Raw genomic sequence first — 16,237 nt, 5'->3', positions numbered from 1 at the left:
TGTTTAAAAAAAATCCCTCGGAAAAAATTCGAGGGATTTTTTATTTTTAAATAATTCGTTTTATAACGCGCAGTCGGTGTGTGTGGTTGCCAACATCGTAATTGAAAATTCCACTATGGTCTAATCGGTCAATTCGTACTTTTCCGTGAGCATGGATAATGTAGTTGTCTTCCATAATGATTCCTACGTGGGTTATTTTTCCTTCGTCGTTATCAAAAAATGCTAAATCTCCAGGTTCGCTTTCTTCAATAAAACTTAAAGCCTCTCCCTGAGTTGCTTGCTGACTGGCATCACGAAATAGCTTGTGCCCATTTAGCTTGTAAACCATCTGAGTAAATCCGCTACAATCTATTCCGAAAGGACTTTTACCGCCCCATAGATAGGGTGTATTTAAATATGATATCGCAGTTTCAATTATATTTTCCTTCGGAAGCATTCCAAAAACAGATCTTCCTTCATATAAATGGTTTAAGAATTTCGCTGATGAAATACTGCTTCCCATACATATCGACAATAATTGATTCTTTTCATTTGTAACGAAGTCAACCATGTCTGAAGACAAAATAAGTTGTTTAGACTCAAGTTCTGAATAGTTTTCTTCGCTGATGTTTAGGTACTGCTTGTTATCTAGCCAACCTTCGTATTTGTCAAAAGAAAGTCGGATATAGCTCCATTTCTTTCTTTTTTCCAATACTTTAAAATGTTCGCCATACAGCACCTGAGTAACCATTTCACTAGAGTCATTTGGCTCTGCGCGAAGTGGGACAATGCTTAGATTGCATACACCGTATTCCATTCAGGGTTAATTGTGGGTTTGCTAGGAAACGGATTAGATCGATTCAATTACCATTGCCGAAGCACCGCCTCCACCATTACAGATAGCCGCTGCCCCAATTTTAGCATTGTTTTGTTTCAATACATTCAGAAGTGTTACTAAAATTCTAGCACCGCTGCAACCAAGTGGATGACCTAATGATACGGCACCACCGTTCACGTTTACGTTGCTATCGTCTAGACCTAAAATCTTCATATTTGCAAGTCCAACTACTGAAAAAGCCTCGTTAAATTCAAAATAATCAACGTCTTTAATATCGACGCCTGCTTTTCCTAATGCTTTAGGTAATGCTTTTGCAGGAGCTGTAGTAAACCATTTTGGTTCGTGTGCTGCGTCTGCGTATCCTTTTATGTACGCCAAAGGGGTAAGGCCTAATTCTTTTGCTTTCGCTTCACTCATTAAAACCATAGCGGCCGCTCCATCGTTGATAGTAGATGAGTTGGCAGCAGTAACAGTACCGTCTTTTGTAAATGCAGGACGTAACGTTGAAATTCTATCCATTTTCACATTCTTATACTCTTCATCTTCCGAAACGATAACTGGTTCTCCGCGGCGTTGGGGTACTTCAACTGGAACTATTTCTTCCTTAAATTTGCCTTCAGACCAGGCTTTTGCAGAACGTTCGTATGATTGTTTTGCGAATGCATCTTGATCTTCTCTTGAAAATTCATACTCGGTTGCGCATAAATCTGCACAAGTTCCCATTGCATTTTGGTCGTAAGCATCTACCAAACCATCTTTTTGCATACCATCAACTAAGGTAGCTGGGCCAAATTTATTTCCATTTCGCATGTGTACGTAATGAGGAATATTACTCATACTCTCCATTCCACCAGCTACTATTACATCGGCATCGCCTAAAGCAATAGATTGTGCAGCTTGCATAATAGCTTTCATACCCGAAGCACATACTTTGTTTACAGTTGTACTCGGTACAGAATCTGGAAGACCAGCTCCTAAAGCAGCCTGACGAGCGGGCGCTTGTCCCACACCTGCCTGAACAACATTACCCATAATCACTTCCTGAACTAAGGAGGCGTCTAGATTTATTTTCTCAATGGCTCCTTTAATAGCAGCCGATCCTAATTGGGTTGCGCTAAGTGAAGAAAGACTTCCTAAAAAGCTTCCGATTGGGGTTCTAACTGCCGATACTATAACTACTTTATTACTCATGCTATTATTTTTTACGATTAAAATAAGGTTTGCGAAATTACAGATTTATAACTTAAATGTCAATAATTGCATAGATAGGTTTTGCAATATTCCGTTCCTTATTTATACCTTTACTCTAAGTTATATTTTTATGAAAGATCTTTTTTCCTTCTTTGCCAAAAATCAATCCCTGATTTATAAGGTTTTTCTCTTTATAGTGTCCACGCTTTTGCTAATTTATTTATTGCCAAAGGGCGGACAGTTTAAGTACAACTTTCAGAAAGGTAAACCTTGGCAATACGAGAACTTATACGCACCCTTCAGTTTTTCAATTAAGAAAAGTGATGAAACCATTAAGAAGGAACAGCAAGAAATTCGTGTAAACTCTATTCCCTATTTCGATTTTAACACTGAAATCATTCAAGATGTTTCTGAAAAATTCCGGAACGACGTTGAGAAAAAATATATCGATAGTCTATACACAACGTCAAAAACCGTAGTGGCACGATTAGGAGAGCGAATAATAAAAGATATTTATGAAAATGGTGTCTCTGATGAAATTCATCCTTTCGAAAAAGACAAGCTCATTTATTTAAAAAGAGGGAATGAAATTGAAGAACGCACTTATTCACAGTTATTTAATAAAGAAAACCTTAATAAGAAAGTTCGGGAAATAGTTGAAAAAAATAACACTGTAGATGTACAACCACTCCTTTATACATTGCTGAATGAAGCAATTTCTCCAAATGTTAGCCTAAATACAAAACTTACAGAAGCCTCTATTAATGCTGAGTTAAAAGCACTAAACCCCAATAGGGGCGTAATTGAAAAAGGCGGAAGAATTATTGCAAAAGGGGAAGTGGTTGAAGGAGGCAAGTTCCAAATTTTGGAATCCCTAAAAGCCGAATATCAAAGCCAAATTTGGAGCAAAAACAATTACCTATGGCTATTAGTGGGCTATTCATTGTTGGTTTCATTGGTGTTTTTAATGTTGTTTTTATTTCTAAAAAAGAACCGTCCCGAGATTTATCATAACAATACGAAGGTTACATTTATATTTTTCAATATATTTTTGATGGTGTTTTTAACAACGCTCATCGTAAACGTACACGCAGATTATGTGTATGTAGTGCCAATTTGTATTCTTCCACTAATTCTCAAAGCTTTCTTTGATCCTCGATTGGGGCTTTTTGTACACGTGCTTACTGTGTTGCTCCTTGGTTTTATTGTGCCTAATAGTTTCGAGTATATGTTCTTGCAGTTTATCGCCGGAATTGTAACTATTTTAACTGTTTCGGAACTTTATAAAAGAGCGAACCTATTTATTTCTGTTGGGCAAATTACGTTGGTTTATGTTGTTGGGTATTTTGCTTTTTATGTAATTCAAGAAGGAAATGTACAAACCTTACCAATTGAAAACTTCGGTTATTTTTTTCTATGTGGGTTGGCAACTCTTTTTGCCCATCCGCTAATTTACTTTTATGAAAAAATATTCGGACTGGTTTCGGATGTATCATTATTAGAACTTAGCGATACCAATTCAAAACTATTGAAAGAGCTTTCCAACAAGGCACCTGGTACTTTTCACCACTCATTGAATGTGGCAAACCTAGCTGAAGCATCTGCTAATGAAATAGGAGCCAATAGTATGTTGGTGCGTGTTGGGGCGTTATATCACGACATTGGTAAAATGCACAATCCTACAATGTTTACTGAAAATCAGGTAAACTCTATTAATTCCCACGATGAGATGGATCCGAAAGAAAGCGCTCAGATTATAATTGATCACGTTATAAAAGGAATTGAGATTGCCCGGAAAAACAACCTTCCTGATAGAATAATCGATTTTATACGCACTCATCACGGAACAACTTTGGTGTATTACTTTTATGCCAAAGAGCGTGAGCTTCAAGGTACAGCAGACAAAGAAGATTTTTTATATCCAGGGCCAATTCCGTTCTCTAAAGAAACGGCTATTTTAATGATGGCAGACAGTGTAGAAGCGGCAAGCAAGAGTTTGAAAGAACCGTCTTCTACAATTATTGATGAGTTTGTGGAGAAAATAATTAATAACCAGATGGATCAGGGACAATTTTTAAACGCAGATATCACTTTTAAAGAAATTCAATTGATTAAAAAGGTGCTAAAAAAGAAATTGAACAATATATTTCACCTTAGAGTGGAGTATCCTGAATAATTTTCACCATTCAATAATCCATAAAATCAACGAATTAGATAATATGTTTAAAAAAGGCTGTTTTTTGTTTGCGTTATTCCAAATGAAGACATACATTTGCAACCGCAATTTAAAGCAACAAGTTCATTACATAATTGGAGAGGTGCCGGAGTGGTAACGGAGCAGATTGCTAATCTGTCGACGGGTAACCGTCGCCAGGGTTCGAGTCCCTGTCTCTCCGCATTGACATAAAAACAAATAGTATTCTAAGTTGCCGGATTTAGAATATGTTTTTTAATGTTAGAAAAGTTAAAGTTCTAAAAAAACTTTTTCGGGGTGTAGCGTAGCCCGGTCATCGCGCCTGCTTTGGGAGCAGGAGGTCGCAGGTTCGAATCCTGCCACCCCGACAAAAAGCCGGACAATTGATATTGTTCGGCTTTTTTATTTTAATGGTCGCATAGCTCAGCTGGATAGAGCACCTGCCTTCTAAGCAGGCGGTCGAAGGTTCGAATCCTTCTGCGATCACTTAGTAATCAAGCATTTATAGATGAATTCTGTAGATGCTTTTTTTGTTAATCAAACATTTTTCAAACAATTTATATTTAAGAAAAGTTCCTCTCTAGGGGTAAGGATTGGATAAACAACCTAAACTTTAAGCTCAGAATTTTTCAAATAAACTTGATGTCACCTTCCAAATGTCGTATATTAGTACACTGTGAACAGTTAATAATAAGAGTGTTAAGGTCAAACTTGTTGATCAATCAAATTAAGTAAATCGCTTCTTTATTTCTTCCCAAAGCCGATCTAATGCCGACCGAAAGCCGACTCAATGCCGACTCAATGCCGACTATACTTCACAGATACTCCTAGGTTATCCCATTGCCAACCTATTTTCCTCCTTACTATTTTTGATGCACTCCTTCCTTTTAACGTTGGATAATCGATTCACTATAGGTTTCTAATTTAACCCCAATCGTTGGGCGATTTTAGCCTTATGCTAAAATTAGTGTCAAACTAAATAGACAAAAATCTGGGTTCCTATTTCCTCTCCATAAACTGTTATATTTAAGCTTAGATTGGTTCATCAGAAACGTTTGTGAATTGGTTATGAATGGAATTGAGTATAATCTTAGGGTAGATGTAATTGCACTGCTAATATCTGCTGTGTGCAGCTTTTGGATTCTTTCAGATGGCGTGGGGTTAAAGTCGCCTAAATAAGCGCTAATAATCAACCCTAAGACATCAAAATACTTGTTTCAAGGATTTCGCCTTTATCATTAATCCATGGCTTTTTTGACGATGTCTATTCTTTTTCCAAAGACTAACCACAACAGTTTTTTTGATAAAAGATTCACAAATATTCACCTTTTTAAAAGTGGTTTTAGAAAACAACTAGACCTTAGAACAAATCAGCATTTCCTTCTTATCGTTTAAATTCGTTACGAAGAACAAATAAACATTCCCGCCATCGGCAATTTTCCATTTCTTTCGAAGTGTAGCTACAGATTCAGGGAAGTTTCGTGTCGCAATATTTGCTTTTCTAAAATTCAAAGCTAACCGCATTTCAGATTTAGTGTAAGGAATCACTTTTTCAATTAAAAATCTTCTTCCAGGGAAATCTTTTAATGTCTCGCTCGTATAAAGATGCGTGTTTCTGTTTAGCTTGTTCAGTTTCAGTTTGTCCGAAAGTAAATTGAAAGCACCACTCTTTAGAATTGCAGCATTGGGTTCATAAAGATACTTTTGAGCCAAACTATAAGTCGCCTTTGAAGTTTCCTCCCATTCAAAATCAAACTGTTCTTGACCAGACTTTGTAAAGTTTATGGTTTTAACTTTCAAGGGCTCTTCATTGTTTTTCTGAAGCAACCACAACAGTTCTTTTACTTCATTTTCAACTGCCACAATATGAATTTCTGAAACATTTTGCAACTCATCTAAGCCGACCGATATATCTAACATCGGAGAAGTTTTTAGAAGGAATGTGTTACAGTGGGTTAATATTTCAGAAATATGTTTTGGAATATTGGGCAAACAATCGTGTAAGAAAAAAACTTTGCCTTTGCTATCGTGGCGGCGGGATGGATCCGCGTAAATAACGCTGTATTCGTTGTTTAGAACACGGTTTAATCCGTCTTCAGCTTTACAGCGAATATTCGGCCTGTCTAATATTTTAAAGTTGTTTTGGGCGATTTCCGAAAGATCTGTGTTGACTTCAAAATGATGAACGCTAGTAAACCTTTCAGCAAAGAAAAAGCAATCAACGCCAAAACCTCCTGTTATATCTGCCAAAGTTTCACCGCTCACTAATGAAGCTTTGTACTTGGCGGTTGTTTCGGAAGAAGTTTGCTCTAAGTTTAATTTGGGAGGATAGATAATATTTGATGTTTCAAACCAAGTGGGAAGTTTTTTTTCAATCCTTCTTCTACTTTCAATTTGCTGCATCAGCTCTTGAACGGCAATATTTTTGAAGGGGCTTCCTGCAAAGGCAAGTTTTGAAACAGCCTCGTTATAGCTTCTTATAAATTCTTGAACCGCACTATGTAAAAGACCTTTATTAATCAATTATTAAAGATTACGGGTAAGGTGTTTTACAATTTTTTGTTCCGAAAGAAATTCCTTTGCAATTACTTTTATACTTGTGTATGTTGGAACTGCCAATACCATCCCAAAAATGCCAAAAACGAAGCCTCCAATTAGTATTGCAACAAATATTTCCAGCGGATGAGAGCGAACACTTCGTCCAAAAATTACGGGTTGTGTGATAAGGTTATCAAAGAGTTGTGCCACGGAATACCCTATGGAAGCTATGATTAATAGAGGCAACAATCCTGTGGAAAAATCGGCTCCCAGATTGTTTGAAACTATTACTAAAAGCATTATTCCCCATCCAATTAACGGTCCTAAGTATGGAACAATGTTTAGGAATGCACAAATTAGTGCTACGGCAATAGCATCGTTAATATCTATGTAGAGTAGGATGACCGAATAAAAGAGAAAAAGAATTATAATTTGTAATAACAGCCCTATAAAGTATCTAGAAAGCAACTCGTTAATTTTAATTAGTATTCTTTTAAACTTCTCCTCATCTCTATTTCGCGCAAGAGCTAAAACACTACGGGCAATGAGGCTTTCATCTTTTAATAAGAAAAAAGAAATAAACAATACAGAGAAAATTCCAACAATAACATTGCCTAATCTTGCTAAGAAAATTTGCAAAAAACTTGGTATTATATCTACATTGAAATCTTGAACATAGGAAGATTGCTTTATTGCTTCTACCAACTGAAAATGATCTACACCAAGATAATCACTAGCCTGAATGTTAAGTTCGTTTAAATCTTGTTTTACCTGATTAAAATCTATTCTGGAAATATGCTTGCCTTGCTCCACAATTACGGGAAAGAAAATACGCATCATTAAAACAATAGTGCCAATAATGACCAAGAGTGTTAAAACAGAAGCTAAGGTGTTTCTTAATTTTAAACGATACTTTAGAAAATGTACCAAAGGTCGTCCAATAAGGGAGAGTACAATTGCCAACCCAACAAATAATATTAGGGCTTGTATTTTGTAGAGAAACCATAGTAAAACAAAAATCCCAGCCACAACGGCTAGGGCCTTAAGTATTCCTATAGTGATTGCTTTTGCATTGGTTTTCACAGGGTAAATATACTATATTCTTATTCGGAAAATAATAAAAGTTATGTTAAGGGATTTGTGGTTTCAACATAAATTTTGGTTAATTGTAGCTACAAAAAAACCGAAACTATTATTGATGATTGTACTGTATATTGGAGCTTAAAGTGAATTAATTCTCAAACACATACTTTATCATATTGGCACCCATTTGTAGCGCCTTTAACCGAACTTCTGGCGGGTCATTATGCACTCCAGGGTTTTCCCATCCATTTCCTAAGTCAGATTCGTAAGTATAGAGCAAAACCAATCTATCTTCTACATAAATCCCAAATGCTTGTGGTGGCATGCCATCATGAACGTGGATTTTAGGTAAACCTTGTGGAAACTTATAGAAATAATTGAATATAGGATGGTTTACAGGAAGCTCTTTTAATTCTTTGTTTGGAAAAACTTTGACAATTTCTTTTCTAATATATTGATCCATCCCATAGTTGTCGTCTATGTGGAGAAACCCGCCGCTCATTAAGTATTTCCGTAAGTTTTCGGCTTCTTCTGATGAAAAATATACGTTTCCGTGCCCAGTCATATGTACAAACGGATAGTCAAATAAATCTACGCTTCCAGGGGTAACGGTTCCAATTTTTTCTGCAATTGCAGTATCGATGTGCTGATTACAAAATTTCGCTAAATTAGGAAGTGAAGTAGGATTCGCATACCAATCGCCTCCTCCGCCGTAATGAAGCACTGCAATTTCCTGAGCTGAAATATTTCCAAGCCCAAGCGCAATGTGAACGAAAAGGGAAACTAAGAAAAGTTTTATTCGCATAGCTTTCAAAAGTACAAATTCAAGGGGAATATAGGTGTTATATTTTTTAGAAGACCAAAACGATTTAATACAGTAGGCCGTTGGGCATAGAACAGAATAAATTTGATAAACATGCCTTCAGGTAAATATTGATTTACTCCCATGTCATATGTCCTTTCGTCCTATTTCATTTTAATTGATGGTTTAAAAAATCAAGGAAAATTTCAGACTTCATTTACAAATGCAACGCTGTGGCAAGCAACGACAGCCGCTGTTTCTGTTCGTAAGCGACTTTCACCCAAAGCAACTGGATTAAAGCCATTTTTTATAGCGAGATCGATTTCTTCTGAAGAAAAATCACCTTCAGGTCCGATGAGAATAGTGATGTTTTTTTTAGGCAGTAAAAGGGACTTTAAAGATTTTTTGTCGGTCTCTTCACAATGGGCTATAAATCTTAAAGAGTCCGTGTCATTTTTTGTTTCAATGAACTCTTTAAATGAAATCGCTGGATTTAAAACAGGTAAAAATGCTTTTAAAGATTGTTTCATCGCGCTTTGAAGAATCTTTTCATAGCGTTCTACTTTAATTACTTTTCGTTCGCTGTGGTCGCAAATGATTGGGGTGATTTCAGAAACACCTATTTCGGTAGCTTTCTCTAAAAACCATTCATAACGGTCGTTCAATTTTGTTGGCGCCACCACAAGATGAAGTTTGTAGGGGAGTGGGGATTGATTTTCTTCTGATAGAATTTTAACCAAACAGCCTTTTGGATTGGCACTTATAATTTCAGCATTAAAAAAAGTCCCTTTTCCATTCGTAATTTTAAAGGTATCACCTTCTTTCATTCGTAAAACCTTGACGATATGTCGACTTTCTTCCTTGTCGAATGTAACTTCTTTTGTATTGCGATAACTATCAGATGCTGAAATGTTGGGGTTGTAAAAAAGTTGCATGAGTATTTAATTTGTGGTGTTTTTATTTTCATTCAGGACAAGTCCATTCAGACCTATAAGGAGGTTTTCTTTCTACTGCGAAATAGAAAACAATACTTCAACAAGCCTTGCACAGCGACCATGCAGGTTGGTTTGAACTTTTGTCATCCAGCACCCACCATTTTAAAATTTCATCCTGGCCGATGCCATTACATTGCTTTCAGCAAAGTTTTGATCTTTGTATTTCAATTCGCCTACAATTGCAATCATTGCTGCATTATCTGTACAGAACTCAAAATCTGGAATGTGGGTTTTCCAGCCGTATTTCGCTTCGGCTTCTTGTAATGCCTTTCTAATTCCACTATTTGCTGAAACCCCGCCGCCAATTGCAATTTCTTTTATTCCCGTTTCTTTAACTGCGTTTTTCAGTTTATCCATTAAGTACGAAACAATGGTAAACTGCAAGCTCGCACATATATCCTCTATGTTTTCTGAAATAAAATCGGGGTTTTTACGGGTTTCTTTTTCAACAAAATACAGTACCGAAGTTTTTAATCCGCTAAAGCTAAAATCCATTGGCCCAACTTTCGGTTTTGGGAATTTAAAGGCTTTGGGGTTTCCTTTTTGCGCATATTTATCGACCAATGGACCGCCTGGGTAGGGTAGTCCTAATATTTTTGCACTTTTGTCAAATGCTTCGCCTACGGCATCATCTATGGTTTGCCCAATTACTTCCATTTTAAAATAATCGCTCACTTTCACGATTTGCGTATGTCCGCCACTAATGGTCATTGCTAAAAACGGGAAGTTTGGCATCTCCTTTCCGTCGGTTTTAATAAAATGTGCTAAAATGTGCGCTTGAAGGTGATCCACATCTATCAAGGGAATCCCCAATCCAAGGGCTAAAGATTTTGAAAATGAGGTTCCTACTAATAAAGATCCCATAAGCCCTGGTCCGCGTGTAAAGGCAATGGCAGATAACTGATTTTTGTCGATATTTGCCTTGTGTAACGCTTGGTGAACAACGGGAACAATGTTTTGCTGATGGGCACGTGATGCCAACTCAGGGACAACCCCTCCATATTGTTCGTGAATTTCCTGGGTAGCAACAACATTGCTGAGGATTGAACCGTTGTTAATAACGGCTGCAGCAGTATCGTCGCAAGATGATTCGATACCAAGTATATAACAGTTTTTTTGTGCCAAAGCGTGAAAATTTTGTAACGGGTAAAATTAAAACATTAAAAGCGTATCAAAAAACTTCGTAAAATAATACTTCGAATCTTTGCAATCATTGTGTTGCTGCTTTTGCTTTTGATTATTGTTTTCTCAATTCCATCGGTTCAAACGTGGGCTGCCAAAAAAGTTACAGACAACCTGAATGAAACCTATGGTACCGATATTCATATTTCCCGAGTCGGTTTAAATTGGAAAGGCGAGGTAGATATTCGCGATGTTTATATTGCAGATCATCATCAAGATACCCTAATATTTAGCAAAGAAGTACAAACCGATATTCTCAATTTCCGCAATTTAATTAATGGTAGGCTGGATTTTGGTGATATTGCGCTAGACCGAGCCAAACTGTATGTGAAAACCTACAAAGGCGAGAACAATGACAATCTCTCTATTTTTGCCCAAAAGTTTGATTCAGGGAAGGAATCTACTTCTACCTTTTTTCTTTTTGGGAATGATGTTAGCATAAAAAACACTAAAATTACTATTACTGATGAAAACCTTGACAATCCCGAAATCTTTGTTTTTAACAATGTAAATGCCAATGCCAACGGTTTTAGTATTCAAGGAACCGATGTGAGGGCAAATATTCTTAACCTCTCAGTTGATCTGGATCGAGGTATTAATGTAAAAAACTTAAAAGCTGATTTTCTGTATTCTGAAACTAATATCACCTTAAAAAATATGGTGCTTGAAACAGATAAATCAGAAGTCGTGGGCGATGTAGATTTGGATTATTCCAAAAATGGAATGTCAGATTTTGTGAATGACGTTGTGATAACGGCTAATTTTAAAGATTCGAAAATTGCTACAAACGACCTTAATGCTTTTTACGACGAGTTTGGTCCCGATCAAATATTGCAGTTAACTACAGAAATGCAAGGAACCTTAAATAACTTCACTGCGAACAACCTTAGTTTAACTACAAGTGATACTAATATTCAAGGAGATTTTGCATTTCAAAACATTTTAAACGATGAAAAGACTTATAGTATCGTTGCAAGTAACCACGATATAAGCACCAATTATTTCGATTTAAGACGTTTTATGCCTAGGGTTTTAGGCGATGTTATTCCTGTTGAACTCAAAGAATTAGGCAGTTTTACGTTAAACGGAAATACTTCTATAGTAAATGCAGAACTCAATACTAAAGGCTTATTGCAGAGCAGGATTGGCCAAGCCAGATTGGATTTAAAAATTGGCAATATTGAAGATATCGATAATGCATACTACAGGGGAAATGTTGTTTTAAGGAGTTTTAACCTTGGAAGACTTTCAAAAACGGCTTCTGTTGGAAGAGTTTCTGGTAATTTGAATTTTAACGGAAGAGGCTTAAATCAGTCCACCGTAAATACCGAAGTTTCCGGAGCTATTTCATCTTTTACCTTTCAAGGTTATAAATATCAAAACATAAAACTTTCCGGAGTTCTCAAAAATCCGCTTTTTAACGGTGAATTGAGTATTGATGACCCAAATTTAAAATTGGATTTTACAGGAATTATAGATTCTTCTTCCGATACCAATAAATTAGATTTTGAAGCCGACGTAGAGTTTGCGGAGTTGAACAAATTGAACCTAGTAACCCGTGATAGTATTTCTGTTTTTACCGGGAAAGTCGTAGTCGATATGAAAGGAAAAACCATAGATGATGTGGTTGGCACCATAAACTTCAGTCAGACATTTTATCAGAACGAACGTGAATACTACTATTTTGATGATTTTACTGTAACTTCTTCTTTTGACGATAAAGTCAGGACAATTGAGGTAAATTCCCCAGATATTATTAACGGAAAGATTTCAGGTGAATTTTTAATTGAAGATATTCCCAATCTCTTTCAAAATGGAGTTGCTAGTATTTATGCCAACTATATTCCGCGAGAAGTTACTACCAACCAATACATTAACTACGAATTTGTTGTCTATAACAAAATAGTTGACGTTTTTGTCCCACAATTAAAGTTAGGAGACAATACACGGGTAAAAGGCGCTGTGTTTTCAGACAAATCAAAGTTTGAGCTGGATTTTCGCTCGCCCGAAATAATGTTATTTGGTAATTACATTGGTAATTTGAATGTTCAGATGGATAATGACAATCCTCTTTTTAATACCTATATAGCTGCAGATAACGTTAATTTGGGCTTCTACGACATAACCGATTTGAACGTGATAAACAAAACCTTGACCGATACCATGTACGTTCGAGCAGAATTTAAAGGAGGCGAAAAAAAGGAGGATCTGTTTAATCTTTCGCTTTATCACACTATAAATCCGAAAGGAAAATCGGTTATTGGCGTGAAAAAATCTGACATTACTTATAAAGAAAATGTTTGGTACTTAAACGAGCATAACAATAGGCTTAACAAGGTTGTTTTTGACGATAACTTTAAAGAATTACGAATCGATTCATTGGTGCTTAGTCATCAAAATGAGCTAATTCAAATGGCGGGGACCATTCGCGATTCCACTTATAAAGATTTGAAACTGCGCTTCAGAGATGTAAATATTGGAAATATTACCCCTGAATTTGACAGCCTTCGCCTTCAGGGAAATATGAATGGAAAGTTTGATTTTTTACAAAAAGATGGCGCCTTTTACCCAAATTCTTCAGTTACTATAGACGATGTCATTATTAACGATATTCCGTTTGGCGATTTAGTTGCAAACGTAGATGGCAATGAAGATTTAACAAAATACGATATAAACGCTTCCCTTACAAATAACAACATTAGATCCATCAATGCCGTTGGAAGAATTGATGTAGCTCCTAAAAATCCACAAATTCAATTAGATGTAGATTTAAATCAATTTAACCTTCAGGCTTTTAGTCCGTTTGGAGGCGATGTTATTACAGATATCCGTGGATTGGTAACAGGAAGTGCTACAGTTTCTGGAAATTATAAATCGCCAGACATTAATGGTAGGCTTCTTTTAGAAAATAGTGGCTTGAAAGTTCCATATTTAAATACCGACTTCGATATTGAAAACAATGCTCAAATAATAGTTTCAAAAAATAAATTTGAAATTGGTAATACCGTAATAACAGATACGAAGTATGGCACGAAGGGAATATTATATGGAAATGCTTCTCATCGAGAATTTGGAAGCTGGGAACTAGATTTACATATCGATTCAAACGACAGAATATTAGTTTTAGATACACCTCACGATGAAGATGCACTGTATTACGGAACTGCATTTATCAGTGGTTTTGTTTCCATGAAAGGCCCAGTAGATGAATTGGTAATAAAGGCTGATGCAACGACTGAAAGAGGAACTTCATTCAAAATCCCGATTAGTGAAACAGAAACAATTAGCGATGATTCTTTCGTGTATTTTCTTTCACCTGAAGAAAAACGAGCCCGGATTGAAGGTGAAACAGTTGTATCTGCCGATATTAAAAAAATGACCCTTGAATTTGACCTTAACCTGAATAAAAATGCGGAGGTTGAAGTAGTAGTAGATCAGGTAAATAATTCAACTTTAAAAGGAAGGGGAAGTGGCACGTTGCTTTTACGAATAGATACTGCAGGAAAATTCTTGATGTACGGTGATTTTGTGGTGTTTGATGGGCAATTCGACTTTAAATATGGTGGGATTATTCAGCGGAATATAGAGGTGGTTCCTGGTGGGAGCATAGTTTGGGATGGAGCGCCAGAAAAAGCAAACCTTGAACTAAGTGCACTTTATAATACTGAGGCAAATCCTTCAGTATTATTGGATAATCCATCGATTAATCGTAAAATTCCGGTAGAAGTTTATGTGGATTTAAAAGGGCTATTGGAGCAACCAGAATTGAATTTTAAAATTGAATTCCCAAGGGTAAGTTCTACTTTAAAAAGTGAACTTCAGTTTAAATTACAAACGGAAGAACAACGACAAAATCAAGCTTTATTTTTATTAGCTTCAAATTCATTTGTAAACGATAGTTACTCAGGAACCAATGCCTTCGCAGGAACAGTGGCAGACAGGGTTTCGGGTATCGTAAACAGTCTTTTTGCCGATCAGGACGGAAAGTTTAGGGTTGGTTTAGATTATTCTGTAGGAAGTACAACACCTGATCAAGAAACTGCAGATCGCTTCGGAATTACTTTGAGTACGCAAATAAACGAACGAATCCTTATAAACGGAAAAGTTGGGGTGCCTGTAGGCGGGGCAACAGAAACTGCTGTAGCGGGTGATATTGAAGTGCAATGGCTGATTAATGAAGATGGAAGCCTTAGAATGAAATTCTTCAATAGGCAAGCCGATCTTCAATTTATTGGGGAAGATCAAATTTTTGAGCAAGGTACGGGAATTTCATATTCGGTCGACTTTAACACCTTTAGGGAGTTGATGCGTAAACTATTTCAGAATAAGTCAACTAAAGAAGAAATAGTGCTTCCAATTGTTCCAGACGACAATACCTATCCAGTAGATTTTGAGCCGTAAATTTACTGTTGAATGCTACAGGTTTATAGAATCGTTATTTAAGGATGGACAGGATAAACAAAAAAATCACACCCTTTTAAAAGATGTGATTTTTCTTGATTTGAAAAGCTTACCTGAATTTATCATTAACAGCAACCCGTTGTTGGCGAACAACAAGATGGTTTTTCTGCATAAACGGTAATGCTGTAAATAACGGTCGGACTGCTTTTATAGGCTGCTATTTCGGTTTCATTTAAATAATCTTTTAAAATATCGTCTGGAACAATAATAGGTTTTTCTTTTTGAAGCGTGATGTTTTCAAAACCAGTTTCCTTAATATAGCCTAAGTATTCATCTTTGTCGATAGCGCTAGCAACACAACCTGCATACATCTCGGCTGCCGATTTAATTTTTTCTGGAAGCTCGCCTGTTAATACAATATCCGAAATACTGAAATGTCCGCCAGTCTTTAGTACTCGAAAAATATCTTGAAAAACTGCTTTTTTGTTTGGAACCAAGTTCAAAACACAATTGCTCACTACAACGTCGGCTACTTCGGAAGTTACAGGCATGTTTTCAATATCGCCTAATCGGAATTCAACATTGTTCATTCCTAGTTTTTCTGCGTTTATTCTGGCTTTATCTACCATAGTGGGCGTAAAGTCGATCCCGATTACTTTTCCGGTTTCTCCAGTTTCTACTCTGGCGATAAAACAATCATTTCCGGCACCGCTTCCCAAATCAATGACAGTGTCTCCTTTTTTGATTTTAGCGAACTCTGTTGGCAATCCACAACCTAAACCTAAATCTGCATCTGGGTTATAACCTTCTAATGAGGTGTAATCATCAGACATAATGTTGTAAACTTCAGTAGAACAACTTCCTGCACCACAGCAAGAGGACTGATTTGCTTCCTTTTCTTGTAAAGCAATTTCACTATATTTCTGCTTTACCATTTCTTTTAATTGTGTTTCGTTTGTCATATAATTCGTTGTTGAGTTATTTGTTATTGAATTATTAGTTTTTGTCGTTAAAAGTGATATTCAGACCAAAAA

10 protein-coding genes and 3 tRNA genes are annotated in these 16,237 nt (G+C 36.4%); 5 read left to right on the top strand and 8 right to left on the bottom strand.

Going from position 1 to position 16,237, the window contains the following annotated elements:
• Positions 1–46: 46 nt before the first annotated feature.
• A complete protein-coding gene (locus tag BLW28_RS06440; protein WP_073216686.1) occupies positions 47–796 on the bottom strand; it encodes a C40 family peptidase in 750 nt (249 codons plus the stop codon).
• 33 nt (positions 797–829) lie between these two features.
• Positions 830–2,008 (bottom strand): acetyl-CoA C-acyltransferase, encoded by a 1,179-nt coding sequence (locus tag BLW28_RS06435; RefSeq protein WP_073216683.1) that lies wholly within the window; start codon positions 2,006–2,008, stop codon positions 830–832.
• Between the two features lie 130 nt (positions 2,009–2,138).
• Here BLW28_RS06435 and BLW28_RS06430 point away from each other — a divergent pair, with 130 nt between their 5' ends.
• The 4 genes from BLW28_RS06430 (at position 2,139) to BLW28_RS06415 (ending at position 4,688) form a co-directional block, all read left to right on the top strand.
• Complete coding sequence (locus tag BLW28_RS06430; protein WP_073216680.1) at positions 2,139–4,184, top strand: HD family phosphohydrolase; 2,046 nt, start codon at positions 2,139–2,141, stop codon at positions 4,182–4,184.
• A gap of 136 nt (positions 4,185–4,320) precedes the next feature.
• Positions 4,321–4,404, top strand: a tRNA-Ser gene (locus tag BLW28_RS06425).
• Positions 4,405–4,495: 91 nt separating this feature from the next.
• Positions 4,496–4,570, top strand: a tRNA-Pro gene (locus BLW28_RS06420).
• A gap of 44 nt (positions 4,571–4,614) precedes the next feature.
• Positions 4,615–4,688, top strand: a tRNA-Arg gene (locus BLW28_RS06415).
• An 867-nt stretch (positions 4,689–5,555) separates the two neighbouring features.
• Here BLW28_RS06415 and BLW28_RS06410 read toward each other — a convergent pair.
• The 5 genes from BLW28_RS06410 to tsaD form a co-directional block, all read right to left on the bottom strand.
• Entirely contained in the window at positions 5,556–6,725 is a 1,170-nt protein-coding gene (locus BLW28_RS06410; protein WP_092842547.1) for a class I SAM-dependent methyltransferase, read from the bottom strand.
• 3 nt (positions 6,726–6,728) lie between these two features.
• Positions 6,729–7,823: an AI-2E family transporter gene (locus tag BLW28_RS06405; RefSeq protein WP_073216677.1), complete on the bottom strand. Its 1,095-nt coding sequence runs from the start codon at positions 7,821–7,823 to the stop codon at positions 6,729–6,731.
• Between the two features lie 148 nt (positions 7,824–7,971).
• The gene (locus BLW28_RS06400) at positions 7,972–8,628 is read right to left on the bottom strand and encodes a DUF4159 domain-containing protein (protein ID WP_073216674.1); all 657 of its coding nucleotides are present in this window, start codon (positions 8,626–8,628) and stop codon (positions 7,972–7,974) included.
• Positions 8,629–8,831: 203 nt separating this feature from the next.
• Entirely contained in the window at positions 8,832–9,560 is a 729-nt protein-coding gene (locus BLW28_RS06395) for a 16S rRNA (uracil(1498)-N(3))-methyltransferase (protein ID WP_073216670.1), read from the bottom strand.
• Between the two features lie 162 nt (positions 9,561–9,722).
• Complete coding sequence (tsaD, locus tag BLW28_RS06390; RefSeq protein ID WP_073216667.1) at positions 9,723–10,745, bottom strand: tRNA (adenosine(37)-N6)-threonylcarbamoyltransferase complex transferase subunit TsaD; 1,023 nt, start codon at positions 10,743–10,745, stop codon at positions 9,723–9,725.
• A gap of 90 nt (positions 10,746–10,835) precedes the next feature.
• Here tsaD and BLW28_RS06385 point away from each other — a divergent pair, with 90 nt between their 5' ends.
• Positions 10,836–15,203: a translocation/assembly module TamB domain-containing protein gene (locus BLW28_RS06385; protein WP_234946446.1), complete on the top strand. Its 4,368-nt coding sequence runs from the start codon at positions 10,836–10,838 to the stop codon at positions 15,201–15,203.
• A 125-nt stretch (positions 15,204–15,328) separates the two neighbouring features.
• Here the strand turns inward: BLW28_RS06385 and BLW28_RS06380 are convergent, their stop codons facing one another.
• Positions 15,329–16,165 (bottom strand): arsenite methyltransferase, encoded by an 837-nt coding sequence (locus BLW28_RS06380; protein ID WP_073216660.1) that lies wholly within the window; start codon positions 16,163–16,165, stop codon positions 15,329–15,331.
• Between the last annotated feature and the right edge of the window lie 72 nt (positions 16,166–16,237).

The organism is Aequorivita viscosa (genome assembly GCF_900106795.1).
Lineage (GTDB): Bacteria > Bacteroidota > Bacteroidia > Flavobacteriales > Flavobacteriaceae > Aequorivita > Aequorivita viscosa.
Note: the sequence above shows the minus strand (reverse complement) of the source record. Positions and strands in the feature narration are given on the sequence as shown.